Here is a 21784-nt window from a genome sequence, read left to right on the forward strand (position 1 = left end):
TCCCGAACGTCAATCGCGGGAGCCCTTAGATCACTTCACCAGTTGAAGCGCAGGCGGGCGGGGCGGTGTCGTATGCCCCCCGCCTCGCACCGCAGCGACAGGAGTTGGTACCAGACCGAACACGTGCTGGTTGATCTCCTCAGGACTGAGATGCAGGGCACGGGCCATATGGGCGACGGTGACTCCCTCAGCGCGAAGCGCGCCAAAGACCTTAGCCAGCAATTGCGAGGATTCCCGGTCGATACCGTCGGGCTCCTGGCGCCGGTAGCCCATTCGGGACAGGTTCGTCGCCAAGGTGCGGTATCCCCACTCGGTCACCAGGTCGAGTTCATGCAACCGGTAAGTCAGTGCCATCGCCGAGACTTTCCAGGTCTTCTTCGCAGCCAGGACCCGATCCACGGTCGCATTGTTGAGCCGCTTGGCGCGTACTGCAGTAGGCGGCATCAAGAAGGCTGAGGCGAAGCGCTGGGCCTGCTGTTCAGCCAGTTTGCCGTGTGGGACCTCATGTTCAGGGTGCAACACCAGGTGGCCGAGTTCATGTGCGGCGTCAAAGCGGCCGCGCTCGCCCGACTTGCGAGTGTTGATGATCACATATGGTGTGCCCTTCCAGTAGAAGGAGAATGCATCGACCTCCAAGCATTCCTCGGCCAGGGAGAACACTCTCGTCCCGTGCGCCTCCAGCAGGTGCACCAGGTTGGGAATCGGTGCCACGCCCAACTGCCACAGGTTGCGCACCTGCTCGGCCGCCAACTCCGGATCCCTGCCGGTCAGGGTGGGGATGTCGGGCTCGGGCAGGCGGAACCGCTCCTCCACCCACTCATTGATCATGATGGCGATGCGGGCGGCCGCCAGCGCCATGTCCCGCTGGCCGGCGGTGAGCTTGCTCGGCGCGCGGAAGCTCACCGCCTCCAACGGGATCTCCTCGATGTCCTCCGCGGTCAAGAACATCGCTGGCACTTGCAAGGCGTGCGCCAGCGTCTCCAATATCTTGTCGGTCATATGCTCCCGGCTGTCGCTGCGGACGTTCTCATACCCCGATAGGGTGCGCGTGCTAATGCCGCTGAGCTGCTCCAACCGGACCAGGGTCATACCCCGGCGCTTACGTGCTAGTTTCAACCGCGATGGGCTGAACTGGTGCTTATTGTTCATAATGCCGTTTTCTACCCTGTTGGGCGTCAGCGGCGCTCAACAGCAACGTCGACGCCCTGCTCGCCTTCCCTGGGCTCTTCGCTGCCAACGGACACGCTCTCGATGACGTAGGGCGGGATCAGGATTCTTTCGCGCCAGTAGTCGACGTAGCCCTGCTCAGTGATGGATCCCGGCAGGGACAGCTCAACGAAGACGGCGCGCTCGGTCACGTAGTACAGCAGAACCCAGGTGGCGCGTGGTTGCTCGGCTGCTATGTCGTGCAGCACGGGCCCGACCTCGGCGTCGACAAACAGAGGCAGTTGGACCTGCCCGTTGTCCTGGACGACTTTTTGATACGTCGCGCCCTTGGCGTATTTGGTGGTCGGTGGGGCGCCCGTTTTCGACCCAGTCTGCGCGTCGCCGGTCGTCGCCACGATCGCGAAGGCTCCCGTGGGGTGGATCGTGAGCGGCAGGTTTCGGGGGTTCTCGGCGCGCCACTCGTGCTTCGACTTGCTGATGCGCAGGTGCTCGTTGATCCGTCCCCATCGCGCCATGCCGGCCATCGCCACCGGAGCGTCCTCCGACCATGTGCGCGACTCCCCCACGCCGGCGTTCAACGCCGCGTGGATCTCCTCCACCTTGAGTCCTAGCTGGGCGAGCCGATCCACGGCCCCCTTCTCGGTATGGACAGCCCGTTCCACAGGCGCCTCCTTAGTCGATTGCAGGAAATCCTCCCTCAAGTGAGGGGGAAAAACAAGAAGATCGCAAGAAGAGTCCCAGGTGAAGAACCAATGGGGTTAGATCACCTTCACCAGATCGATCGAGTACTGCCGCCGGGGACCTGAACGGCACCATCTGACTGACCTTCGGCGGGGCCCACCAAGAACGACCAACCTCACGAACCGTGGCTCTGAGAGAGCGACAGAGCGCCATTGAGACAGAGCGCCACAAGAGACGGGAGAGCACCGCTGATCTCCCTAGAATCGCCCTCAGCGCTTCGGCCAAGGGCTCAGTTTGGGTCTCAGTTCATGTCCATCCGGGGCCGTTCATCAGGGTCCCGTCCGCCCCCTCCACGCCTGGTCGAGACTGCTCTGATCAGAGCTGAACAGAGTTCCACAGTCTTGGAAAGCGTGTTGGGGGCAACCCCTCAGGAGTTCGAATCTCCTATCCTCCGCCATCACACGGAAGCCCGCTCCAGCATGGAGCGGGCTTCTTTGCGTCCGGACCCCGGTCCGGGTCTCAGCCGGGGCCGTCCCCGCCCGGTCAGTCGGCGGGGAGCTTCCCGAGCGTCACGGTCGTGGTGGCGGGGGAGCCGTCGGGCCGCCGGAGCTTCACCTTGGCCCGGTGGCCGGGCTTACGGGCGGCGAGCACCTTGGCCAGGGCCTGCGCGGTCAGGGTCGGGGTGCCGTCGACCGAGACGATCACGCTCCCGGGCTTGATGGCCGCCTGCGGCGCGCCGGTGCCCTCGGCCGCCCGCAGGACGCCGACGCCTGCCGGCCGGCCCCGGCGGCTGACCACGGTCTGCACCGCGACGCCAAGAGTGGCCCGTTCGGTGTCGGTGACCTTGCCGTTCTTGATGAGCTGGCTGACGACACGGGTGGCGGTGTTGGACGGGATCGCGAAGCCGATGCCCGGAACCGTGGCGCCCGTCTCGGTGTTGACGACGTTGGCGATCAGGATGCCGACGACCTCCCCCGCGAGGTCGATCAGGGCGCCGCCGCTGTTGCCCTCCTGGATCGGGGCGGAGGTCTGGATGAGGCCGCCGATCGTGGATCCGGCAGCGGCGCCGGGCTCGGCCGGGAAGGAGACACTGCGGTCCAGCCCGGAGACGATGCCGTCGGTCACGCTGCCCGACAGGCCCAGCGGGTTGCCCATGGCCAGCACGAACTCGCCGATGGACAGCTCGCTGGAGTCGCCGAAGTCGGTGGGGACGAGACCGGCCGGATCGACCACCTTGAGCACGGCCAGGTCGCTGGCCTCGTCGGAGCCCACCAACCTGGCGGTCCGAGGAGTGCCGCCCGTGGCCAGTGTGATCTCGAAATTCTTGGCACCCCTCACCACATGGTCATTTGTCACGATATGACCAGATTTGTCATAGACGATGCCCGAACCCTCGGCGACCGCCAACGGACCGACCTCCGAGGAGATCTGCACGATGGACGGCAACACCCTGGCGATGCTCTGGCTGTAGGAGGCCTCCAGCGCCGTTGGAGTCCTCGCCGCCGGGACGGCGACGGTGCCGGCCCTCTTGCCCGACGGTCGCGGGTCGGTGCCAGGGCCGCCGCCGGCGAACACCACCGACGCGGCGAGTAGCGTGATGATTACAGTCCGCGCTTCCCTCATAACGAAGCATTTGCCCATTTAGCAGGGGAAAGACGTAAATGGAGATACATGTTTCGCACAGAGTGGTGCGACCAATCCGGCCGGCGGGGGCGCGGGGAGCCGTCCGCGGCCGGCGCCCGGAGCGCCGGCCGCGGACGGCCCCGGTGACGACGGGGCGGAGCCGGCCGGGCGGCGGCCGCCGGGCGGCGTAGACAGGACCGTGCGAGGGAATGTCTGACAGAGCCAACGGCAGGGACGCGCCCGGCCGCGGAGCGGGCGCGACAGCGCAGGTCGCCCGCCCCGCCACCGGCCCGGCGGGCCACGGCGTCGCGGCGTCCCCGCGGAGGCACCCCAGCCCCCCGGCATGCCCGGCCCCTCCGGGGGCAGTCGGAGGGTCCCAAGCGGATCGAAGGGACGTCGGCGATGGATTTCAAGGACGATGCCCAGCTGGACAGCTCACAGGTCGAGAGCGGCGGCCGGGGAAGGATCCCCGGAGGCGGCCTCGCGGTCGGCGGCGGTGCGGCCGGGATCCTCGCGCTCATCGTGGCGCTGATATTCGGGATCAATCCCGGCGACATCACCGGCGGCGACCCCGCGCCGGTGGGCCCCAGCTCCGACCTGAGCGCCCAGTGCAAGTCGGGGCAGGACGCCGACCAGAACGAGGAGTGCCGGGTGGTCGGCGTGGTCAACAGCATCCAGGACTACTGGCCCAAGGTCGTGCAGGACTACCGGCCCGCCAAGACCGTCCTGTTCTCCGGCCAGGTCAACACCGCCTGCGGCGCGGCCGACTCCTCGGTCGGCCCGTTCTACTGCCCGGCCGACCAGAAGGTCTACCTTGATCTGTCCTTCTTCGAGCAGCTTGAGAGCAGGTTCGGCGCCAAGGGCGGGCCGTTCGCCCAGGCCTACGTGATCGGGCACGAGTACGGTCACCACGTGCAGAACCTGCTCGGCACCAACGCCAGGGCCCAGGGCGACCGACAGGGGCCGGAGAGCGGCTCGGTCCGGCTGGAACTGCAGGCCGACTGCTACTCCGGAGCCTGGGCCAAGAACGCCTACGAGACCGGCCTGTTCGAGAAGCCCTTCACCCAGACCGACATCGAGGAGGCGCTCAGCGCGGCCGCGGCGGTGGGCGACGACAGCATCCAGGAGCGCACCCAGGGCCGGATCGACCCCGAGGGCTTCACCCACGGAACGTCGGCGCAGCGTGTCAAGTGGTTCACCACCGGTTACGAGAGCGGCGACCCCACCAGGTGCGACACCTTCGCCGGCGACATCTGACAGAGGCCGCTGAGCTGCGATAAGAGCAACTGGGCAGGCAAACGGTCCGAATCTCTCCTAAACTACATAGTGTGATCTTCAAGTTGATCGGTGACGGACGGCCCTACCCCGAGCACGGCCTCTCGCATCGCGAGTGGGCGCAGATACCGCCGCGACAGGTCCGGCTCGACACGCTGATCACCACCAAAGCGGTGCTCGACCTGCACTCCCTGCTCGCCAAGGACTCCACGTTCTACGGTGATCTGTTCCCGCACGTGGTGCAGTGGCGCGGCGACCTCTACCTGGAGGACGGCCTGCACCGCGCGCTGCGCTCGGCGCTGCACCAGCGCTCGGTCCTGCACGCCCGCGTCCTGGAGATCCCCGCGGACAACTGAGAACGCCGAAAGGGCTCCCGGCATCCCGGGAGCCCTTTTCCGTCCGGCGGTGGAGGGGATTCGGCCCGGGACCCCGTGACCGAATCATGAAAGACCTTCCTCGGGCGCCCCGGGCCTCGTTAGCTTTACCGGGTGCTGAGCACCTACCAAGAGATCCGTGACCGGATCTACGAGCTCGCCCGCCGGCACGGGCTGCGGGTCGACTGGGTCGAGACCACCAGGTCGGTGCGGCTGCTCCATCTGCTCGACACCGACCAGATCGTCATAGCACGCGCCACCGTCCCCGTCCGAGGTGTCACACTCGAAGCACTGGCCCATCTGGCCACAGACCTGGAGCGCGTTTTCGGAAGGGACTGGATGGAATGACCGCCCACCACCTGACCTTCAAGGTCACTCGCAGCAGAGCGCTCGACACCGGGGGCGACGTGTGGGTGGCCCTCGCCGTCGGCGCCCCGGGCAGCGTTTCCGGCGAGAGCCTGGCCGAGCTGGTCGAAGAGGTGGAGGCGGTCAAGCATTTCTGCCTCGGTCTCCCCGAGGAGACCCCCGTCTCCGTCGAATACGTCTACGAGCTGCCCGGCCTGCCCCAGGAGGTGCTCACCTCCTACCGGCGCGAGCGTGCGCAGCTCGACGAGAGCGCCCGCGCCCTCGCCGTACGGCTGCGCGAGGCGGGCCTGTCGGAGCGGGACAGCGCGACGCTGCTGGACATGCCGGCGTCGGGGACGGACCTGCTGCGGAGCCCCGCCTGACAGGCCGGGAGCGGGGGAGCCGACACGGAGAAGGCCCCTGACCCGTTCGACCGGGTCAGGGGCCTTTCTCGGTGGCGGTGGTGGTGGGATTTGAACCCACGGATGAGTTGCCCCATCACACGCTTTCGAGGCGTGCGCCCTCGGCCACTAGGCGACACCACCGCCGAGCAGCTTACCGGATAACCACTATTGCTCGCGCATCCGGCGGACGGCGAAGAACTCGGTGAGAACGCCGGCGCACTCGTCGGCCAGCACGCCCATGACGACCTCGGGCCGGTGGTTGAGACGGCGGTCCCGTATCACGTCCCAGAGCGAGCCGGCGGCCCCGCCCTTGGCGTCCGCGGCACCGTACACGACGCGGTCGATCCTGGCCAGCACCGCGGCCCCCGCGCACATCGTGCAGGGCTCCAACGTGACCACCAGCGTGCAGCCGGTCAGCCGCCACTCCCCGCGGGCCCGCGCGGCCTCCCGCAGGGCGAGGACCTCGGCGTGCGCGGTGGGATCGCGCAGGGACACCCGGTCGTTGCCGGCCTGCGCCAGCACCGCCCCGTCGGGGCCGAGGACGACCGCTCCGACCGGCACCTCGCCACGGGCGCCGGCGGCCGCGGCCTGCGCCAGGGCGAGCCGCATCTGCGGGACGTAGTCGGTCACCGCAGCCGATCGAGCTCCTCGGCGAAGGCGAGCCGCTCGGCGATCACCGAGAGCGTGTCCGCGGGGAGCACGCCCTCCTCCATGCTGAGCTCGATGAGCTCCTCGGGGCTCACGCCGAGGTCGCTCAGCAGCTCGAAGTCCCCTGCGGGCCGTACGCCCAGATCGGGGGTGTCCTTGTCCGGCGCGACCCCGGCCAGCTCGCTGAAGAGCTCTCCGAGCTCGTCGGAGATCCCGGCCTGGGCGTCCGAGAGGAACGTGCGGGGCTCCTGGTCGCCCTGGTAGCGGACGATCGCGAACCACTCGTCCTCCACCTCCACGCAGAGCAGGGCCAGCTCGTCGCCGGTGAGCCCGAGGTGCTCCTGGACGGCGTCGCCCAGGTCGTCGGCTATCTCGGCGGCGCTGAGGTCGACCTCCGCGCCGTTCCATCCGTCCGCGGTGCGGACGAAGGCTGCCGAGAACACGCTGTTGCCGGATGGTCTGGAGGCCATGGCCGATCTCCCGAGGTCAGCCGAACACCGAGTCGATGGCGCGTTCGAACGGCTCGGAGAACCCCAGCCGCGCGGCGATGCTGGACAGCACGTCCTCGGGGAGCAGGTCGATGTCTCCGGACAGGATGCCGAGCTCCATCTCGTCGAGGCCCAGGTCGGCGAAGATCGACAGGTCCCCTGCGGGGAGCGCCGTCTCCTCGTCCTGGAGGATCGCCTCGAGCTCGTCCTCGTCGGGGACCGGCACGTCGAGGTATTCCAGCGCCTGCTGCGCGAGCGGGAAGTCCCAGGACGCGGCGATGTCGGAGAGGAAGACCTCCACCCGCTCACCGAACACCCGTAACGCCACGAAGAACTCATCCCCAACGGCGACCAGGCCAATCGTCCCGTTCATGCTCGGCTGCTGGCGCAGGGCGTGAATCAGGCCGTCGAGATCCGAGACGAGCGCCACCGGGAGCATCTCCGCTTCCCAGGTCTCGTCCTCGCGATAGACCACGATGGCAAAGTCCAGCGAGTCTTCGTCTGCCATGGTCATCCCCACCGATGCGTTCACTACGGATGTCAATGCTTTCAGAACCAGCCCATCACCGTACGCCTCTCCGACCAAATTGTGATCAAATCCGCGTGAGCGGGCGATGTCACGTACGTGTGGTCTGTTATCTCCTGAGCTGCCATCCGAGATACCGTTGGCGCCCATGGAGACCCTGGTCGTAGACCACCCGCTGGTGGCCCACAAGCTGACGGTGCTGCGGGACGTGAACACGGATTCGCCCACTTTCCGGCGTCTGGCCGACGAGTTGGTGACGCTGCTCGCCTACGAGGCGACCCGTCAGGTCCGCACCACCGAGGTGACGGTGGCGACCCCCGTCGCCGCCGCCAAGGGCGTACGGCTGGCCCAGCCGTACCCGCTGGTGGTCCCCATCCTCCGCGCCGGCCTGGGCATGCTGGACGGCATGACCCGGCTGCTGCCCACGGCCGAGGTCGGCTTCCTCGGGATGATCCGCAACGAGTCCACGCTGAAGGCGGAGACCTACGCCACCCGCCTGCCCGACGACCTGTCCGGCCGGCAGGTCTACGTGGTCGACCCGATGCTGGCCACCGGCGGGACCCTGGCCGCGGCGATCGAGTTCCTCTTCGAGCGCGGCGCCGACGACGTGACCGCGCTGTGCCTGCTGGCCGCCCCCGAGGGCATCGCCCACATGGACGAGGTCTTCGCCGGCACCGACAGGCCGATCCGCCTGGTGACCGCGGCTCTGGACGAGCGGCTGAACGAGCACGGCTACATCGTTCCGGGTCTCGGTGACGCCGGCGACCGTCTTTACGGGGTCGTCTAAGTAATCTTCCTTCCCAAGGGAGAGTCGTTCCGCCACTTCTCTGTTACACAGTGTGCTTATGTGGGTACCGGTAGTGACGAAGACATCTCTTCTGTGTCCCCGGTCTACCGGGCCGTGGGCGCACACCAGGGAGAACCATGAGCGAGCGAGTCATCCCGGACGCGGAACCGGATCCCTACGAGGACGTCAGCGCCGCGCTGCGGGATGAGTTTTCCGAAGTGCACCCGGCGACCACCGTGATCCGCTGCATCGCGGCGGCGCACTACGGCGCGCTGGAGGTCACCGGCCACGCCCATCCCGGGCTGGTCGAGCGGATCGCCCGCAAACACCTGGAGGTCCTCGCGCTGGTCGCGAGTGAGCGCGGGTGACGCAGAACACATCAGCCGGAGCAGGGCTTTCGGGACGGGCCGAGACCGTAATGGCTGATGCGCTTTACCTCGCCTATGGCGTGGGTAATGTATACGGCGGGTGCAGTGGGCAGTGGTAGTAGGAGGCCGCAGTGCAGGTCAAGAAAGTTCTCACGTATGGCGGTGCCGCCTTCGTGGCGTTTTTCCTGTTCACCCGACCAGGTGACGCGGCGAACGCGGTGAGGGGTGCCATGGACACGGTATACACGGCGGCCAATTCCCTGGCCCAGTTCGTTTCCCATCTGTCATGAGGTTAGTGACCCACGGGGACTCCGCTCCCTCGTCGGTCAACCGCTACCTACTCCCCCACGAACACCAGGTCATCATGGTGCGGCGTCACCCGGCCGTACTGCTCCGTCCGGTCGCCGAGGTCTTCGGCGGCCTGATCCTCGCCGGACTGCTCAGCAAGTGGTTCGGCGACCAAGGCGGTGGCGGCGCGCTCGTCATCGTCTGGTGGGCATGGCTCCTGTTACTGATCCGCTTCGTGTGGAAGGTGGCGGAGTGGTCGGTCGACTACTTCGTGGTCACCTCCAAGCGCATGCTTCTCACCACGGGCCTGATCACGCGCAAGGTCGCGATGATGCCGCTCGGCAAGGTGACGGACATGAGCTTCCAGCGCTCGTTGCTCGGCCGGATGCTGGGCTACGGCGAGTTCGTCCTGGAATCGGCCGGTCAAGATCAGGCTTTGTCGACGGTCACCTATATCCCGTATCCGGAGACCCTCTACCTGGAGGTCTGCCAGATGCTGTTCCCCGGAGGCAACGACTCGGATGATTAGTCCCCCCATGTCCTTTATGGCATGGGGCTCCACAAGAGTCCACCTGAGGATTCTTCACGTGGGGTTACCCGATTCGACTGCTTCATGCAATCATGGCGGGAACATTGACCATCCCCCGCCCTGAGAGATCAGATGCCGAGTCAGGGAACCATCGGTGACCGCGTCCGCGGACTGCGGCTGAGTAGGCGCATGTCCCAGGCCCAGCTAGCCGGGCCTGACCTCTCCGACAGTTACGTCTCCCTCATCGAGTCGGGCAAGCGCACGCCGACTCCGGTGGTCGCGCGCCTTCTCGCCGAACGGCTGGGGTGCACCACCGAGTTCCTGCTGCACGGGATCGAGCCGCGTCAGCGCATCGACACCGAGCTGGGGCTGCGCCACGCCGAGCTGGAGCTGCAGCACGGCGACCCGTCCGCCGCCGCCGAGCGGTTCGGCGAGATCGTCAAGGTCGTCGGCGAGGAGAACGCCATGCTGGCCGCGCACGCGCGGCTCGGCCGGGCCCGCGCCCTGGAGGCCCAGGGCCGGATCGGCCCGGCGGTGGAGGCGTTCGAGCGGCTCCGCCGCGAGGCGGCCGCCCACCCCGAACGGCTGGCCGACCTGCCCCTGACCGTGGCGCTGAGCCGCTGCTACCAGCGTGCCGGCGACACCCTGCGCGCCCATGACCTGGCGGCCCAGGCCCTCACCCAGGTGAACCGGCTGGCCCTGACGCAGGGCGAGATCGCCGTCGATCTGGCCGCCTCCCTGATGGAGACCGAGGCCAGCCGCGGGCCGGACTCTCCCGGCCTGTCCTACGTCCGGCACATCCTGTCGGTCAACGGCGTGTCGGCCGTGGTCAACCGCGTCGCCGAGATCCACTCCCTCTGGCAGGCGAGCATCGCCGCCGCCGAGGGCGAGGACTCGGCGCTGGCCGTCCGCCTGGCCGACGACGCGATCGCCACCGGCCGTCCGGCCCGGATGGCCTTCCGGCTGGCCCGCATCGCGATGGACTGGTCGCGCTTCACCGCCTCCGCCGGCGAGGAGCGGCTCGACGAGGCCCACGAGCTCGCGACCGCCGCGAGCGGGGTCTTCGGCGCGTTCTCCGACCGGGCGCACGACCACGCCAAGAGCCTGGTGGTGCTCGCCTACGTCCAGCTCCGCAGCGGCAACGTGGAGGGTGCGGCCGACCTGGCCGGGTCCGTCCTCGACACGCCGGGCGGGCAGAGCGGCGTCACGGCGGCCACCGCCCATCTGGTCCTGGCCCAGGTCGCGCTCACCCGCGGCGAGGGCGACGTCACGGCCATCCTGAACAGCGCCTGCGGGCTGCTCGACGGCCTGCGCTCCGGGACCGCCGGTCCCGACCGGGAGGTCGCGCGGGTCTGGCGCGAGCTCGGCGACCTCTACAGCCGGGTCGGTGCCGGCGAGGAGCAGGCGAGCGCATACCGTAGGGCGCTCGAAGCGGCCGGAGTCCGGAGTGCGATGGTTGGTGTGACGGTCGATTCGGCGCTGGTTCGGTAAAGCCACTCACCCGCTGGGGCTCCGGATTTGTTTTTCCGCCTCCGGAATTATTATGGTCGACCAGTCATTGACTCATAGGATGATTGGTTTCCCCGGAGGAGGCGGACTGTGAGTCTGCGTACGGCGCAGCGTGCGTCTCTCGTCGACCAGGTGATCGATCAGCTCAAGGAGCAGATCACTTCGAACTCCTGGCAGATGCACGCGAAGATTCCCACCGAGACCGTGCTCGCCGAACAGCTCGGGGTCGGTCGCAACACCGTGCGCGAGGCGGTGCGGGCGCTCACCCATGCCGGGCTGCTGGAGTGCCGCCAGGGCGATGGCACCTACGTCCGCGCCACCAGCGAGCTGTCAGGGGCCATGCTGCGGCGGCTGCGCACCGCCGAGCAGCTGGAGATCCTGGAAGTACGGCGCGCGCTGGAGGTCGAGGCCGCCCGGCTGGCCGCGACGAGGCGCAGCGACGCCGACATCGTCCGCATCGAGGCCGCCCTGGCCGAACGGGAGCGCGCCTGGGAGCTCGGCGAGCCCAACGCGTTCGTCGAGGCCGACCTCGCCTTCCACATCGCCGTCGTCCAGGCCACCCACAACCTGGTCCTGATCGACCTCTACGAGGACTTCTCGGCCGCCCTGCGGGCGAGCATCACCGCCGCGGGCACCTCGCTCAACAGCACCTACATCCCGCACGAGGCCATCGCCCGCGCCATCGCGGCCGGTGACGCGGCCGCCGCCGAGCGCGCCGGCCACGCGTGCATGGAGCACATCCTGATCGCCCTGACCGAGGCTCAGGAGCTCTCCTCCTGACTTCTCCCACCTCCTCACCACCCCTCCCGCCCCGACGTTGAAAGGGCCCCACCCCCGGCGGGGGTGGGGCCCTTTCACGTCGTCTGAGATCGTCGCGCCGGACTGGAGCGGGAGCCCGGCGGGAAGCCGGTCAGGCGCCGCCCTGAGGCCCTTCAGGCGCCACCTGAGGTTCTCAGGAGGGGGGAGGGAGGGCGGCGCCGGGTGAAGGCCGTCAGGGCAGGCGCAGGGACATCACGAGATAGCGGAAGGCGGGGTCGGCGTCGCCGGGGACCTCGGTGATGAGAGCCGGCCGGCTCGGGGACTGCAGGTTGAGCCGGACATATTCGGTCTCGACCCCGGCCAGGCCGTCCAGCAGGAACTGGGACTGGAAGGCGATCTGGATGCCCTCACCGGACAGCTCGGCGTCCAGGACCTCGGCGCCGCGGCCGATGTCGCCCCCGCCCGCCTGGATGAGCACCTGACCTTGACCGAACGACAGCCGGATCGCGGTGTTGCGCTCGGCGACCAGCGCGACGCGCTTGATCGCGCTGATGAACGGGGCCACCCGGACGTCGGCCCGGATCGGCCAGTCGTCGGTCAGCCGCGCGCGGTAGTCGATGAACTGCTCGTCGAGCAGGCGGACCGTGGTGCTCCGGCCGACGCTCTCGAACCCCGCGACCCCGTCGCCCAGCGCCATCGACACCTCGCCGCCGCGCAGTGACTTGGCCACCTCGACCAGCACCCGGGCGGGCACCATGGCCGCGGCCGTGCCGCCGGGCCGCTCGGGACGCCAGCCGAACTCCCTGGCCGCGATCCGGTAGCGGTCGGTGGCGGCCATGGCCACGGTCTCGCCGGAGATGTCGACCCGGATGCCCGTCAGCATGGGGAGCGTCTCGTCGCGGCTGGCCGCGGGGGCCACCTGGCCGACCGCGCTGGCGAAGACCCCGCCGCCGACCGCACCGATCTTCGGCGGCATGGCCGGCAGGGTCGGGAAGTCTTCCACCGGCATGGTGAGCAGGCCGAACTCGGCGCTGCCGCAGGTCAGCACCGCCTCGGAACCGCTGATGGCGATCTCCACCGGCTCGGCGGGCAGGCTCCGGGTGATCTCCGCAAGGATCCGGCCGGGGATCAGCACCCGGCCCGGCTCCGCCACGTCGGCCTCGATCGAGGCCCGGGCGGAGACGTCGTAGTCGAAGGCCGACAGCACGAGGTCGTCGTCGGCCTCCAGCAGCAGCCCGGAGAGCACGGGGAGGGCCGGACGGTTCGGCAGCGCCCGGGCGACCCAGGCCACCGCGTCGGCCAGGACATCACGGTCAACCTGGATCTTCACCTGATCATCCCTCCGTCCTGAACGGCACCGCCATCCGCGGTGGCCGTACGTCAACAGCACCGTAGCCGGTGGGACCGACAAGAACCTCCCAGCCACCGCATATCTCCTCCATGCGGACGGGAGCGGCCGGCCGTACAACAGGGGAGGGGCTCGGACCGCCCGGCAGGCACGGGCCGAGGCGCCGACCAATATGGTCGTACATGCGAGGCTCCCCGGCACGGGTCGGGCTTCGAGGAGAAGCTCCGGGAAGCTCCGGAATCCTCCGGAAGGCTCCGTAGAAGGGGAAGGCTGGCTGATGAGCATCCGTGTGGTGGTGGCCGACGACCAGGAGCTGGTCAGGGGCGGGTTCTCCATGATCCTGGATGCCCAGCCGGACATCGCCGTCGTGGCCGAGGCGGGCGACGGGGCCGAGGCGGTCGCCGCGGTCCGCGAGCACCGGCCCGACCTGCTGCTGCTCGACATCAGGATGCCCAGGATGGACGGCATCGCGGCCGCCCGGGTGGTCTGCGAGGAGACCTCCACCAAGGTGCTCATGCTGACCACGTTCGACCAGGACGACTACGTCTACGACGCGCTGCACGCCGGGGCCAGCGGGTTCCTGCTGAAGGACGTGCGCCGCGACGACCTGGTCCACGCGGTCCGGGTGGTGGCCGCCGGCGAGTCGCTGCTCGCGCCGTCGGTGACCCGGCGGCTGATCGACGACATGGTCCGCAAGCAGGTCAGGCCCTCGGCCCCGGTGGCCGGGCTCGACGCGCTGACCGCCAGGGAACGCGAGACCCTCGGGCTCCTCGGCCGCGGCCTGTCCAACGCCGAGATCGCGGCCACGATGGTGGTCAGCGAGCACACGGTCAAGACCCACGTGAGCAACGTGCTGACCAAGCTCGGACTGCGCGACCGGGTGCAGGCGGTCATCACGGCCTACGAGACCGGGCTGATCGGGCGCGGCTGACGCCCTCCCGCGCGGGCACGGCGGGGCCTCTCCCGCGTCTCCGCCAGGAGCGCACCGTGCCGCCCTCCCGCGCGGGCACGGCGAGGCCCCCATGACGGCCGAGATCGGCCGGGCGCCGGACCGCCCTCCGCGGGCACGGCGGGGCCGTCCGCCGCGCCCGGCCCGTCAGAACCCGTCCAGCCACTCCGCGACGACCGCCACGAACAGCTCCGGGTTCTCGAACGGCAGGGCGTGGCCGCCCTCGACCTCGCGGTAGCCGGCGCCGTAGACGCGGTCGGCCAGCTCCCGCTGGTGGCGCGGGGGCACGATCAGGTCGTGGGCGCCGGCGAGGAACATGGCCGGGGCCTTGATCCGCTGGAGCATCGGGGAGATGTCCACCCTGGCGTCCAGCTCGATCTGCCGCAGGATCCGCCCGTCGAGCAGGGCGGTGAACCCGGCCGCGGCGTCCTCGAAGTCACCGGTCCCGCGGGCCGCGAGCGTGGCCGGGCTCATCGCGGTGAGCTGGAGCAGCCGGGCGAGCAGTTCCTTGTCGGCGCGGAGCAGCCGGGCCCAGTAGTCGAACTGGAAGATCTCCCGGGGGCCGCTGGTGACCCATCCCGCGTGGGCGAACAGCGACAGCACCTCATCGGTACGGCGGGCGGCCACGGCGGTGGCGACGACCGCGCCGAGGGAGTGGCCGACGATGTGGTACTCCGCCAGCCCGGCGTCCGCCGCGGCCGCGGCCACCTGGTCGGCGAGCCCCTCCACGGTCAGCGGCTCCCCCCTGTCGGCGGTCTCTCCGGCGCCGGGCAGGTTGACCGCCACCACGGTGAAGCGGTGCCCGACGGCCTCGACGAGCGGCGCCCAGTTGCTGTCGGCGTCGGCGCCGGTGCCGTGGACGAGCACCAGGCCGGGGCCCGAACCGCTGACGCGGTAGTCGACGGATGTGGTGCCCACGGTCACGAGAGGCATGGGGTCTCCTTGGGGTGAGGCGGTTGGCCGGGGGATGGACGGGGCCGGCGGTTCGAACGGGTCCGGTGGCTCAGGGACGGGCGCGGCGGTTCAGGGAGAGGAAGACGGCCGCGGAGACGGCGGTGAAGACGGCGATCGCGAGGAGGGTCAGGCGCAGGGAGTCGGTGTAGACGTCGGCGGCGTGCGGCGGGATCCCGGCCAGGTCTCCGGCGACCACGCGGTTGGCGAGGTCGCGGTCGCCGTCCAGACCTGACCGGGTCAGGCTGACCAGCACGGCCCCGGTGACGCTGACCGCCACCGCCTCACCGGCCAGACGCATGGTGTTGAACACCCCGGAGGCCATCCCGGCCCGCTCGGGCGGCGCGGCGCTGACCGCCGCGTTGTCGATCAGGCCGAATGCCAGTCCGACGCCCAGGCCGAGGACGGTCAGCGGTCCGGCGACCTGGGTCCAGCCCCCGGTGGGGGTCAGCGTCACCAGCCACAGGTCTCCCACGGCGATCAGGGCCAGGGCGGCGGTCAGCAGCGCGCGCAGCGAGAATCTCCGGAGGAGGGCTCCGGCCACCGGCGGCACCAGCAGCACCGGCAGGCCCAGCGGGACCATGCTGAGCCCGGCGTCGAGCGGACCCGCTCCGCCGACCGAGCGGAAGTAGAGCGGCAGGTAGGTGCCGGGGGCGACGAACCCGAAGCCCATCGCGAACACCATCCAGATGACCGCGAGGAAGCGGCGGTCGCGCAGCAGGCCCAGGTCGAGCATCGGGCGGACGCTGCGCGTCTCGATCCCGACGAAGGCCAGCAGCAGCCCGGCCGCCCCGGCGAACATCGCCAGGACGCCCCCGTGCGCCCAGCCGAGCTGCGGCCCCTCGACGGTGGCGAGGGTGAACAGGGCGAGCGCGCCGGTGAAGGTCAGTGCCCCGGCCCGGTCGAAGCGCGTGGCGCCGGGGTCGCGGGACTCCCTCATGTGCGGCACGCCGAGGGCGACCGCGGCCACCGCGACCACGACGTTGGACAGGAACACCGCCCGCCAGCCGCCCAGCGCGAGCAGCCCTCCGCCGATGACGGGCCCGAGCGCGATGCCCGCGCCGAAGGCCGTGCCGAGGACGCCGAACGCCCGGGCCCGGGCCCCGCCCTCGAAGGCGCCGGCCAGGACCGCGCTGCCCGCGGTCAGCACGCCGGTCGCCGCGGCGCCCTGCACGGCCCTGGCCAGGTCCATCACCAGGATCGTCGGCGCGAGGGCGCAGACCAGCGAGGCGAGCGCGAACAGCAGCGTGCCGAGCGCGAAGACCCGCCTGCGGCCGAACCGGTCGGCCAGTGCCCCGGCGGGAAGCATGCACGCGGCGAACGCGACGTTGTATCCGTGCAGGACCCACTGCTGGCCGACCAGCCCGGCCCCCAGCTCCCGCCCGAGGGCGGACAGGGCGAGGGCCGGAGCCATCACGGAGATCGGCAGCATCGTGCCCGCCACGGCCACGGTGGCCAGGGTGATCCCCGGCCGGTGCCCGGCCTGTCGGGTAAGCGCCACGGCTATCGCCTCTCAGAGTTCAGCCTTTAAGACGAGAGCTGACGATAGACAGAACTCTGATAACTAGTCAAACCCTGTCGTTGGGTAGGATTCTGTGCATGGGAATGCCTCCGGACGAGCGGTTGGGAAGCCACGTCAAGCGGGTGGAGCAGGAGTTGATGGCGCTCAAGCACATGGTGCTCAAGCCGTCCGGCCTGACCGTGCCGCAGTACCAGGCGCTCTACTTCCTGGGGGAGAGCCCCGGCATGTCGGCCGCCGCGCTGGCCCGCGCGTGCCTGGTCACCCCGCAGACGATGGCCACGACCCTGGGCAACCTGGAGAACAAGGGGCTCGTCGAGCGGACCGCGCACCCATGGCACCGCAACGTGCTGGAGACCCGCCTGACCGAGAAGGGAAGGGCCGCCCTGGAGGAGGCCGACGCGTCCGCGTCGGCTGTCGAGCGCCTGCTCTCCGAGACGTTCACCGCCGGGGAGCGCGAGCAGCTGATCGCACTGCTCGGCCGCTTCTCCGACAGCCTGCACGCCCAGGCGCGCGAGATCCCCGGCGGCTGCAAGGTCATGACCCCGTTCGGGCGCGACTAGGGCGGTGACCGGGGCCGTCCACCGGGCCGCCCGGCGGCCGGGGCCCGGGGCGGAGCGGCTACGGCTGGGAGCGGGCGGCGTTGAGGTAGGTCAGGACGGCCAGCACCCGGCGGTTGTCGTCGTCGGACGGGGCGAGGCCGAGCTTGCCGAAGATGCTGGCCGTGTGCTTGCCGACCGCGCTCTCGCTGAGGAACAGGCGCTGGGAGATGGCGGCGTTGGAACGGCCCTCGGCCATCAGCTCCAGCACCTCGCGCTCGCGCGGGGTCAGCGCGCCGAGCGGCCCGTGCCGGGCGGTGCTGACCAGAAGCTTGGCGATCACCTCGGGGTCCATCGCGGTGCCCCCGGCGGCGACGCGGCGGACCGCGTCGACGAACTGCTCGGCGTTGAACACCCGGTCCTTCAGGAGGTAGCCGACCGCCCCGGAGCCGTCGGCCAGCAGCTCGCGGGCGTAGAGCTGCTCGACGTGCTGGGAGAGCACCAGCACCGGCAGGCCGGGGACGGCCCGGCGAGCGGCAAGCGCGGCCTGGAGTCCCTCGTCGGTGAAGGTGGGCGGCAGCCGTACGTCGACCACGGCGACGTCGGGCCGCTCGCCGGTCAGCGCACTCAGCAGCTCGGGCCCGGACTCTACCGCCGCGACGACCTCGAAACCATGAGCCTGGAGCAGGTGGACCAGGCCGTCTCTGAGCAGGTAGAGGTCCTCGGCGATGACGACTCGGGGGCTCACTTGCCCAACCATAGACGGGCCGTCATCACCTCTGCCATCCACTGCCTGCGCGAGTGCGCGATGGGGATCGCCAGAGCCATGCCGTACAGGGCCAGGCCCAGCAGGATGTTGAGGACGATGGCCGGCCACTGCCACGGCCCGGGCAGGTAGAGGGCGTAGAACCAGCTGAACTTCTCCTCGCCGGCGAGCTTGACGATCATCGCGACCAGGCCCTGCGGGAACAGGGGGAGCCAGCCCAGCCCCCAGCCGAGCGCGACGAGGACGGCCTTGCGCCGGGGCAGCGAGGGCTTGTCCGGCGGGGCGTCCCAGCCGGACGCGTTCGGCAGGTCGAGGGTGGCCGTGGTCGGGCCGCCGGCCGGGCTGCTGAGCGCGAGCACCCCGTCGAAGGCCGCCAGCCGCCGCTCGATGCCCCGCAGGCCGCTGCCCCGGGAGGGGTCGGCGCCGCCCGAGCCGTCGTCGGTGACGGTGACGCGCAGCGCCCTGCCCCGGTCGCTGATGTCGATCCACACGCGGTCCGCGCCTCCGTGCCGGGCCGCGTTGGTGAGCAGTTCGCTGATCGAGAAGTAGGCCGCCGACTCGACGGGCGACTCGGGCCGGGACTTCATCGCGACGGTGACCGTGACCTGCAGCGGGCTGTCCAGCGCCAGGGCGCGTACGGCGTCGCCGAGGCCGCGCTCGGCCAGGACCGGCGGGTGGATGCCACGGACCAGGTCGCGCAGCTCGGTGAGCGCCACGGACGAGGCATCGCGCACCTTGGCCAGCAGCGCCTTGGCCGCGACCGGGTCCTTGTCCACCAGCTCCTCGACCGCGCCGAGCGTCATGCCCATGGCGACGAGCCTGGCCTGGGCCCCGTCGTGCAGGTCGCGCTCGATCCGCCGCAGCTCGGCCGCCTGGGAGTCGGCCGCCTCCAGCCTGACCTGGTCGAGCCGCTGGACCCGGCCCGCCAGCATGGACTTGGCGGTGGGCGACAGCAGCAGCCGGGTCCACCACGTGTAGCAGCGCAGCAGCCAGGGCGTCGCGGCCACCCCGGCCACGGCGACGGCCACTCCCAGGGGGGCGGCCGCCGGGGTCCAGTACCACGGCATGGCCAGGCCGTACCCGACCGCGGCCAGGGGCAGCAGCAGGACCCCGCCGGCGAGCGGGTTCAGCGACAGCCAGAGCCCGTCCCGCCAGGTGGCCGGGTCGGTGAACATCCACTTCCAGCGGTTGTTCCACTCGGGCCAGCGCGGCGTCTTGTAGAGCTGGCGCTCATAGCGGTACCAGCCGTCGGGCTGGCGCCGGGGCGGGGGCGGGGGCGGGAGGTAGGACGGCGCTATCTCGGCGCCCAGCCATCGGCCGGCCAGTCTCCTGGCGAGCATCGTGCGGCGCCTGATCAGCCTGACCACGGGAGTGAAGACGAAGATCAGCCCCAGCGCGGTCAGGGCGGCGGTGAGCAGGGCCAGCCCGAACAGGACGACGTCCATCAGGGCCAACGCCCCGAGAGCCAGAGCCCGGCCGATCGTCACCACGTGTCGCCTCATGCCCGAAAGTCTCGACCATCGGGCCGGTCGTGCCCAGTGGCGCTGGACGCCGTCCGGGGGTGGAGCTGGCTACACCCCCGCCGGGTGCCCAGACGGATTCTGTACGGCTCGCGGAGTTCCTAGCGTCGTCGGCATGAAGGTCATCGAGGTGAGCAACCTCCGTAAGCGATACCGCGACCAGCTCGCGGTGGACGACGTGTCGTTCACTGTCGAGGAGGGCGAGATCTTCGGCGTTCTCGGCCCCAACGGCGCCGGCAAGACGACGACCGTCGAGTGCGTCGCCGGCCTGCGCACCCCCGACTCCGGGACCGTGCGGGTGCTCGGCGGCCTGGACGGCGCGGAGCTCAAGGAGCGGCTCGGCGTCCAGCTGCAGAGCTCCGCGCTGCCCGCGAAGATCAAGGTCTGGGAGGCGCTCGACCTCTACGCCTCCTTCTACCGGGCGCCGGCCGACTGGGGCGCGCTGCTGGAGCGGGTCGGGCTCGGCGACAAGCGGGACACCTTCTACGGCAAGCTCTCCGGCGGCCAGCAGCAGCGGCTGTCCATCGCGCTCGCGCTGGTCGGTGCCCCTCGGGTGGCGATCCTGGACGAGCTGACCACGGGTCTCGACCCGCAGGCCCGCCGCGACACCTGGGAGCTCATCGAGCAGGTCCGCGCCGACGGGGTGACGATCGTGCTGGTCACCCACTTCATGGAGGAGGCCGAGCGGCTCTGCGACCGGCTGGCGGTGATCGACGCCGGCCGGGTGGTCGCCGTCGACAGCCCCTCCGGCCTGGTCTCCCGGGCCGCTGCCCACCAGCGCCTCAGGTTCCGGCCCATCGGGGCCTTCGACGGCGCGGTGCTCGACGCCCTGCCCGAGGTGACCGAGGTGAGCCGCGAGGGCGGCCGGATCGAGGTCACCGGCACCGGCGACCTGCTCGTCGCGGTCACCACCGCCCTGGCCTCGGCCGGCGTCGTCCCCGCCGACCTGCGGGTCGAGCAGGCCACCCTCGACGACGCCTTCCTCGCCCTCACCGGAAAGAAGATCTCCGAATGAACAAGATGATCCTGACCGAGGCGAAGCTCTTCCTGCGGGAGCCGGGCGGCCCGGTCATGGCGGTCCTGCTCCCGCTGGCGCTCCTGCTGGGGCTGGGCAGCATCCCCGGCTTCCAGGAGGCGAGCCCGGAGCTGGGCGGGCAGCGGGTGATCGACACCCAGCTCCCCGGCATGATGGTGATCCTGTCCGTGGTGACGATGGCGCTGACCGCGCTGCCCAGCGTCCTGGTGACCTACCGGGACAACGGCGTGCTGCGCCGGATGTCGACCACCCCGGTCAGCCCGGTCCGGCTGCTGGTCGCCCAGGTGGTGAACAACCTGGTGGTGGCGGCCGTCGCGACCGGCCTGATGATCGTCCTGGGCAACCTGGTCCTCGGCGTGGCCGCGCCCAGGAGCCCCCTGGCGTTCGCGGGCGTGTTCCTGCTCGGCACCGCCTCGATGTTCGGGCTCGGCCTGCTGATCGCCGCCATGGCGCCCAACGCCAAGACCGCCCCCGGCATCGGCTCGCTGCTGATGTTCCCCCTGCTGTTCGTGGCAGGCATGTGGGTCCCCCGGGAGCTCCTGCCGGACCTGGTGCGGCGGATCGGCGACTTCCTGCCGATGGCGCCGTTCGCCCAGGCGCTGCGCGACACGTGGGCGGGCCACGCGCCCCAGCCGCTGCACCTGGTGGTGATGGCGGCGACCGTGCTCGTCACCGGCGTGCTGGCCGCACGGCTGTTCCGGTGGGAGTAGTCCCCCGGCCCGGGGCGCCCGGCGCCGAGGTGGGCGACGCACACCTTACTTGACCGATCGTTCCATTTTGGTCTACGGTCCCCCCATGGCGAGAACGAAGGAGTTCGATCCGGACACCGCCCTCCAGGCGGCGCTGGAGCTGTTCTGGGAGCGCGGCTACGAGGCGACCTCGATGGCCGACCTGGTGGGGCACCTGGGGATCGGCCGGGCGAGCCTGTACGCCACCTTCGGCGGCAAGCACGATCTCTACCTGAAGGCCCTGCGACGTTACCTGGAGACCAGGGAACCCTCGCCGGTGGAGATGCTGTCGCAGCCGGGGGCCGCACTGCCGGCCGTACGCCGCCTGGTGGAGTTCTACGCCGAAGACTCCATCCGTGACCAGCGACGGCGCGGCTGCATGATCGCGAACGCGGCCGGGGAGCTGCTCCCCGGCGACGACGCGGTCGCCAGGTTCGTCGACGCCAACTGGACCGCGCTGGAGACCGCGCTGGCCTCGGCGCTCATCCGGGCGCAGGCGCAGGGGGAGCTGGCCGCCGACCGCGACCCGCGGGCGCTGGCCCGGTTCCTGCTGGTCTTCCTGCAGGGGCTACGGCTGACGGCCAAGGGGATGCCGGACCCCGCACGCCTGCGTGACGCCGCCGCCCAGGCGCTCAGGGTTCTGGACTGATCGATCAA

At 70.3% G+C, this 21784-nt stretch carries 26 protein-coding genes and 1 tRNA gene; 15 read left to right on the forward strand and 12 right to left on the reverse strand.

Features of this window, described 5'->3' with window-relative positions; genetic code table 11:
* Positions 1–30 precede the first annotated feature (30 nt).
* The 3 genes from J2S55_RS16320 to J2S55_RS16330 form a co-directional block, all read right to left on the reverse strand.
* A complete protein-coding gene (locus J2S55_RS16320) occupies positions 31–1149 on the reverse strand; it encodes a helix-turn-helix domain-containing protein (protein WP_306861441.1) in 1119 nt (372 codons plus the stop codon).
* A 26-nt stretch (positions 1150–1175) separates the two neighbouring features.
* On the reverse strand, positions 1176–1829 hold the full coding sequence (locus J2S55_RS16325; RefSeq protein ID WP_306861443.1) for a hypothetical protein: 654 nt from the start codon (positions 1827–1829) through the stop codon (positions 1176–1178).
* A 562-nt stretch (positions 1830–2391) separates the two neighbouring features.
* Positions 2392–3204: a S1C family serine protease gene (locus tag J2S55_RS16330; RefSeq protein WP_306861445.1), complete on the reverse strand. Its 813-nt coding sequence runs from the start codon at positions 3202–3204 to the stop codon at positions 2392–2394.
* A 669-nt stretch (positions 3205–3873) separates the two neighbouring features.
* Here J2S55_RS16330 and ypfJ point away from each other — a divergent pair.
* From ypfJ to J2S55_RS16350, 4 genes are all read left to right on the forward strand, one after another.
* Positions 3874–4728: a KPN_02809 family neutral zinc metallopeptidase gene (gene ypfJ / locus J2S55_RS16335; RefSeq protein ID WP_306861447.1), complete on the forward strand. Its 855-nt coding sequence runs from the start codon at positions 3874–3876 to the stop codon at positions 4726–4728.
* A gap of 71 nt (positions 4729–4799) precedes the next feature.
* On the forward strand, positions 4800–5102 hold the full coding sequence (locus J2S55_RS16340) for a type II toxin-antitoxin system VapB family antitoxin (RefSeq protein WP_306861449.1): 303 nt from the start codon (positions 4800–4802) through the stop codon (positions 5100–5102).
* Between the two features lie 132 nt (positions 5103–5234).
* Positions 5235–5468, forward strand: a complete 234-nt coding sequence (locus J2S55_RS16345) for a hypothetical protein (protein WP_306861451.1) — start codon at positions 5235–5237, stop codon at positions 5466–5468.
* Positions 5465–5848: a hypothetical protein gene (locus tag J2S55_RS16350; protein ID WP_306861453.1), complete on the forward strand. Its 384-nt coding sequence runs from the start codon at positions 5465–5467 to the stop codon at positions 5846–5848. The genes J2S55_RS16345 and J2S55_RS16350 overlap by 4 nt, the downstream gene beginning before the upstream one ends.
* 72 nt (positions 5849–5920) lie before the next feature.
* Here the strand turns inward: J2S55_RS16350 and J2S55_RS16355 are convergent.
* The 4 genes from J2S55_RS16355 to J2S55_RS16370 form a co-directional block, all read right to left on the reverse strand.
* A tRNA-Ser gene (locus J2S55_RS16355) sits at positions 5921–6010 on the reverse strand.
* A 24-nt stretch (positions 6011–6034) separates the two neighbouring features.
* Positions 6035–6478, reverse strand: coding sequence for a tRNA adenosine(34) deaminase TadA (gene tadA, locus J2S55_RS16360; protein WP_306875443.1), 444 nt, complete (start codon positions 6476–6478; stop codon positions 6035–6037).
* Between the two features lie 17 nt (positions 6479–6495).
* A complete protein-coding gene (locus J2S55_RS16365) occupies positions 6496–6987 on the reverse strand; it encodes a tRNA adenosine deaminase-associated protein (protein ID WP_306861455.1) in 492 nt (163 codons plus the stop codon).
* A gap of 16 nt (positions 6988–7003) precedes the next feature.
* Positions 7004–7513 carry a tRNA adenosine deaminase-associated protein gene (locus J2S55_RS16370; protein WP_370879677.1) on the reverse strand — a complete coding sequence of 170 codons (510 nt, stop codon included), beginning with the start codon at positions 7511–7513 and terminating at the stop codon, positions 7004–7006.
* A 166-nt stretch (positions 7514–7679) separates the two neighbouring features.
* Here J2S55_RS16370 and upp point away from each other — a divergent pair, with 166 nt between their 5' ends.
* The 6 genes from upp to J2S55_RS16400 all read left to right on the forward strand — a co-directional run bounded on the left by upp (position 7680) and on the right by J2S55_RS16400 (position 11792).
* Positions 7680–8318: a uracil phosphoribosyltransferase gene (upp, locus tag J2S55_RS16375; protein WP_306861458.1), complete on the forward strand. Its 639-nt coding sequence runs from the start codon at positions 7680–7682 to the stop codon at positions 8316–8318.
* A gap of 137 nt (positions 8319–8455) precedes the next feature.
* Positions 8456–8686 carry a hypothetical protein gene (locus tag J2S55_RS16380; RefSeq protein WP_306861460.1) on the forward strand — a complete coding sequence of 77 codons (231 nt, stop codon included), beginning with the start codon at positions 8456–8458 and terminating at the stop codon, positions 8684–8686.
* A gap of 131 nt (positions 8687–8817) precedes the next feature.
* Positions 8818–8976, forward strand: coding sequence for a hypothetical protein (locus J2S55_RS16385; protein WP_012895668.1), 159 nt, complete (start codon positions 8818–8820; stop codon positions 8974–8976).
* Positions 8973–9503, forward strand: a complete 531-nt coding sequence (locus J2S55_RS16390; RefSeq protein WP_012895669.1) for a PH domain-containing protein — start codon at positions 8973–8975, stop codon at positions 9501–9503. The genes J2S55_RS16385 and J2S55_RS16390 overlap by 4 nt, the downstream gene beginning before the upstream one ends.
* A 132-nt stretch (positions 9504–9635) precedes the next feature.
* The gene (locus J2S55_RS16395; RefSeq protein ID WP_306861467.1) at positions 9636–10994 is read left to right on the forward strand and encodes a helix-turn-helix domain-containing protein; all 1359 of its coding nucleotides are present in this window, start codon (positions 9636–9638) and stop codon (positions 10992–10994) included.
* Between the two features lie 108 nt (positions 10995–11102).
* Positions 11103–11792: a FadR/GntR family transcriptional regulator gene (locus J2S55_RS16400; RefSeq protein ID WP_306861469.1), complete on the forward strand. Its 690-nt coding sequence runs from the start codon at positions 11103–11105 to the stop codon at positions 11790–11792.
* Between the two features lie 211 nt (positions 11793–12003).
* Here J2S55_RS16400 and dnaN read toward each other — a convergent pair whose 3' ends face one another.
* On the reverse strand, positions 12004–13101 hold the full coding sequence (dnaN, locus tag J2S55_RS16405) for a DNA polymerase III subunit beta (RefSeq protein ID WP_306861471.1): 1098 nt from the start codon (positions 13099–13101) through the stop codon (positions 12004–12006).
* A gap of 295 nt (positions 13102–13396) precedes the next feature.
* Here dnaN and J2S55_RS16410 point away from each other — a divergent pair, with 295 nt between their 5' ends.
* A complete protein-coding gene (locus J2S55_RS16410) occupies positions 13397–14050 on the forward strand; it encodes a response regulator (RefSeq protein ID WP_306861473.1) in 654 nt (217 codons plus the stop codon).
* Positions 14051–14215: 165 nt separating this feature from the next.
* On the opposite strand, the gene J2S55_RS16415 is transcribed toward J2S55_RS16410, so the two are convergent.
* Together J2S55_RS16415 and J2S55_RS16420 are read right to left on the reverse strand one after the other, a co-directional pair.
* Positions 14216–15001: an alpha/beta fold hydrolase gene (locus J2S55_RS16415; protein WP_306861475.1), complete on the reverse strand. Its 786-nt coding sequence runs from the start codon at positions 14999–15001 to the stop codon at positions 14216–14218.
* A 70-nt stretch (positions 15002–15071) separates the two neighbouring features.
* Positions 15072–16520 carry an MFS transporter gene (locus tag J2S55_RS16420; protein ID WP_306861477.1) on the reverse strand — a complete coding sequence of 483 codons (1449 nt, stop codon included), beginning with the start codon at positions 16518–16520 and terminating at the stop codon, positions 15072–15074.
* Positions 16521–16618: 98 nt separating this feature from the next.
* Here J2S55_RS16420 and J2S55_RS16425 point away from each other — a divergent pair, with 98 nt between their 5' ends.
* Positions 16619–17101 carry a MarR family winged helix-turn-helix transcriptional regulator gene (locus tag J2S55_RS16425; protein ID WP_306861479.1) on the forward strand — a complete coding sequence of 161 codons (483 nt, stop codon included), beginning with the start codon at positions 16619–16621 and terminating at the stop codon, positions 17099–17101.
* Positions 17102–17159: 58 nt separating this feature from the next.
* Here the strand turns inward: J2S55_RS16425 and J2S55_RS16430 are convergent, their stop codons facing one another.
* Entirely contained in the window at positions 17160–17825 is a 666-nt protein-coding gene (locus J2S55_RS16430; RefSeq protein WP_306861481.1) for a response regulator transcription factor, read from the reverse strand.
* Positions 17822–19345 (reverse strand): sensor histidine kinase, encoded by a 1524-nt coding sequence (locus tag J2S55_RS16435; protein WP_306861483.1) that lies wholly within the window; start codon positions 19343–19345, stop codon positions 17822–17824. The genes J2S55_RS16430 and J2S55_RS16435 overlap by 4 nt, the downstream gene beginning before the upstream one ends.
* 133 nt (positions 19346–19478) lie before the next feature.
* Here J2S55_RS16435 and J2S55_RS16440 point away from each other — a divergent pair, with 133 nt between their 5' ends.
* The 3 genes from J2S55_RS16440 to J2S55_RS16450 all read left to right on the forward strand — a co-directional run bounded on the left by J2S55_RS16440 (position 19479) and on the right by J2S55_RS16450 (position 21776).
* Positions 19479–20378, forward strand: a complete 900-nt coding sequence (locus tag J2S55_RS16440) for an ABC transporter ATP-binding protein (RefSeq protein WP_306861486.1) — start codon at positions 19479–19481, stop codon at positions 20376–20378.
* The gene (locus J2S55_RS16445; RefSeq protein WP_306861489.1) at positions 20375–21109 is read left to right on the forward strand and encodes an ABC transporter permease; all 735 of its coding nucleotides are present in this window, start codon (positions 20375–20377) and stop codon (positions 21107–21109) included. Before J2S55_RS16440 ends, J2S55_RS16445 begins: the two co-directional genes overlap by 4 nt.
* Positions 21110–21194: 85 nt before the next feature.
* Positions 21195–21776, forward strand: a complete 582-nt coding sequence (locus J2S55_RS16450; RefSeq protein WP_306861491.1) for a TetR/AcrR family transcriptional regulator — start codon at positions 21195–21197, stop codon at positions 21774–21776.
* Positions 21777–21784: the final 8 nt, after the last annotated feature.

The sequence above is a fragment of the Streptosporangium brasiliense genome (assembly GCF_030811595.1).
GTDB lineage: Bacteria > Actinomycetota > Actinomycetes > Streptosporangiales > Streptosporangiaceae > Streptosporangium > Streptosporangium brasiliense.

Coding starts and splice junctions, on each gene's coding strand:
- tadA (WP_306875443.1), bottom strand. CDS start 6,478: ATGCGGCTCGCCCTGGCGCAGGCCGCGGCCGCCGGCGCCCGTGGCGAG.
- J2S55_RS16415 (WP_306861475.1), bottom strand. CDS start 15,001: ATGCCTCTCGTGACCGTGGGCACCACATCCGTCGACTACCGCGTCAGC.
- J2S55_RS16445 (WP_306861489.1), top strand. CDS start 20,375: ATGAACAAGATGATCCTGACCGAGGCGAAGCTCTTCCTGCGGGAGCCG.
- J2S55_RS16370 (WP_370879677.1), bottom strand. CDS start 7,513: ATGGCAGACGAAGACTCGCTGGACTTTGCCATCGTGGTCTATCGCGAG.
- ypfJ (WP_306861447.1), top strand. CDS start 3,874: ATGGATTTCAAGGACGATGCCCAGCTGGACAGCTCACAGGTCGAGAGC.
- J2S55_RS16380 (WP_306861460.1), top strand. CDS start 8,456: ATGAGCGAGCGAGTCATCCCGGACGCGGAACCGGATCCCTACGAGGAC.
- J2S55_RS16320 (WP_306861441.1), bottom strand. CDS start 1,149: ATGAACAATAAGCACCAGTTCAGCCCATCGCGGTTGAAACTAGCACGT.
- J2S55_RS16350 (WP_306861453.1), top strand. CDS start 5,465: ATGACCGCCCACCACCTGACCTTCAAGGTCACTCGCAGCAGAGCGCTC.
- J2S55_RS16440 (WP_306861486.1), top strand. CDS start 19,479: ATGAAGGTCATCGAGGTGAGCAACCTCCGTAAGCGATACCGCGACCAG.
- J2S55_RS16450 (WP_306861491.1), top strand. CDS start 21,195: ATGGCGAGAACGAAGGAGTTCGATCCGGACACCGCCCTCCAGGCGGCG.
- J2S55_RS16365 (WP_306861455.1), bottom strand. CDS start 6,987: ATGGCCTCCAGACCATCCGGCAACAGCGTGTTCTCGGCAGCCTTCGTC.
- upp (WP_306861458.1), top strand. CDS start 7,680: ATGGAGACCCTGGTCGTAGACCACCCGCTGGTGGCCCACAAGCTGACG.
- J2S55_RS16425 (WP_306861479.1), top strand. CDS start 16,619: ATGGGAATGCCTCCGGACGAGCGGTTGGGAAGCCACGTCAAGCGGGTG.
- J2S55_RS16435 (WP_306861483.1), bottom strand. CDS start 19,345: ATGAGGCGACACGTGGTGACGATCGGCCGGGCTCTGGCTCTCGGGGCG.
- J2S55_RS16390 (WP_012895669.1), top strand. CDS start 8,973: ATGAGGTTAGTGACCCACGGGGACTCCGCTCCCTCGTCGGTCAACCGC.
- J2S55_RS16395 (WP_306861467.1), top strand. CDS start 9,636: ATGCCGAGTCAGGGAACCATCGGTGACCGCGTCCGCGGACTGCGGCTG.
- J2S55_RS16410 (WP_306861473.1), top strand. CDS start 13,397: ATGAGCATCCGTGTGGTGGTGGCCGACGACCAGGAGCTGGTCAGGGGC.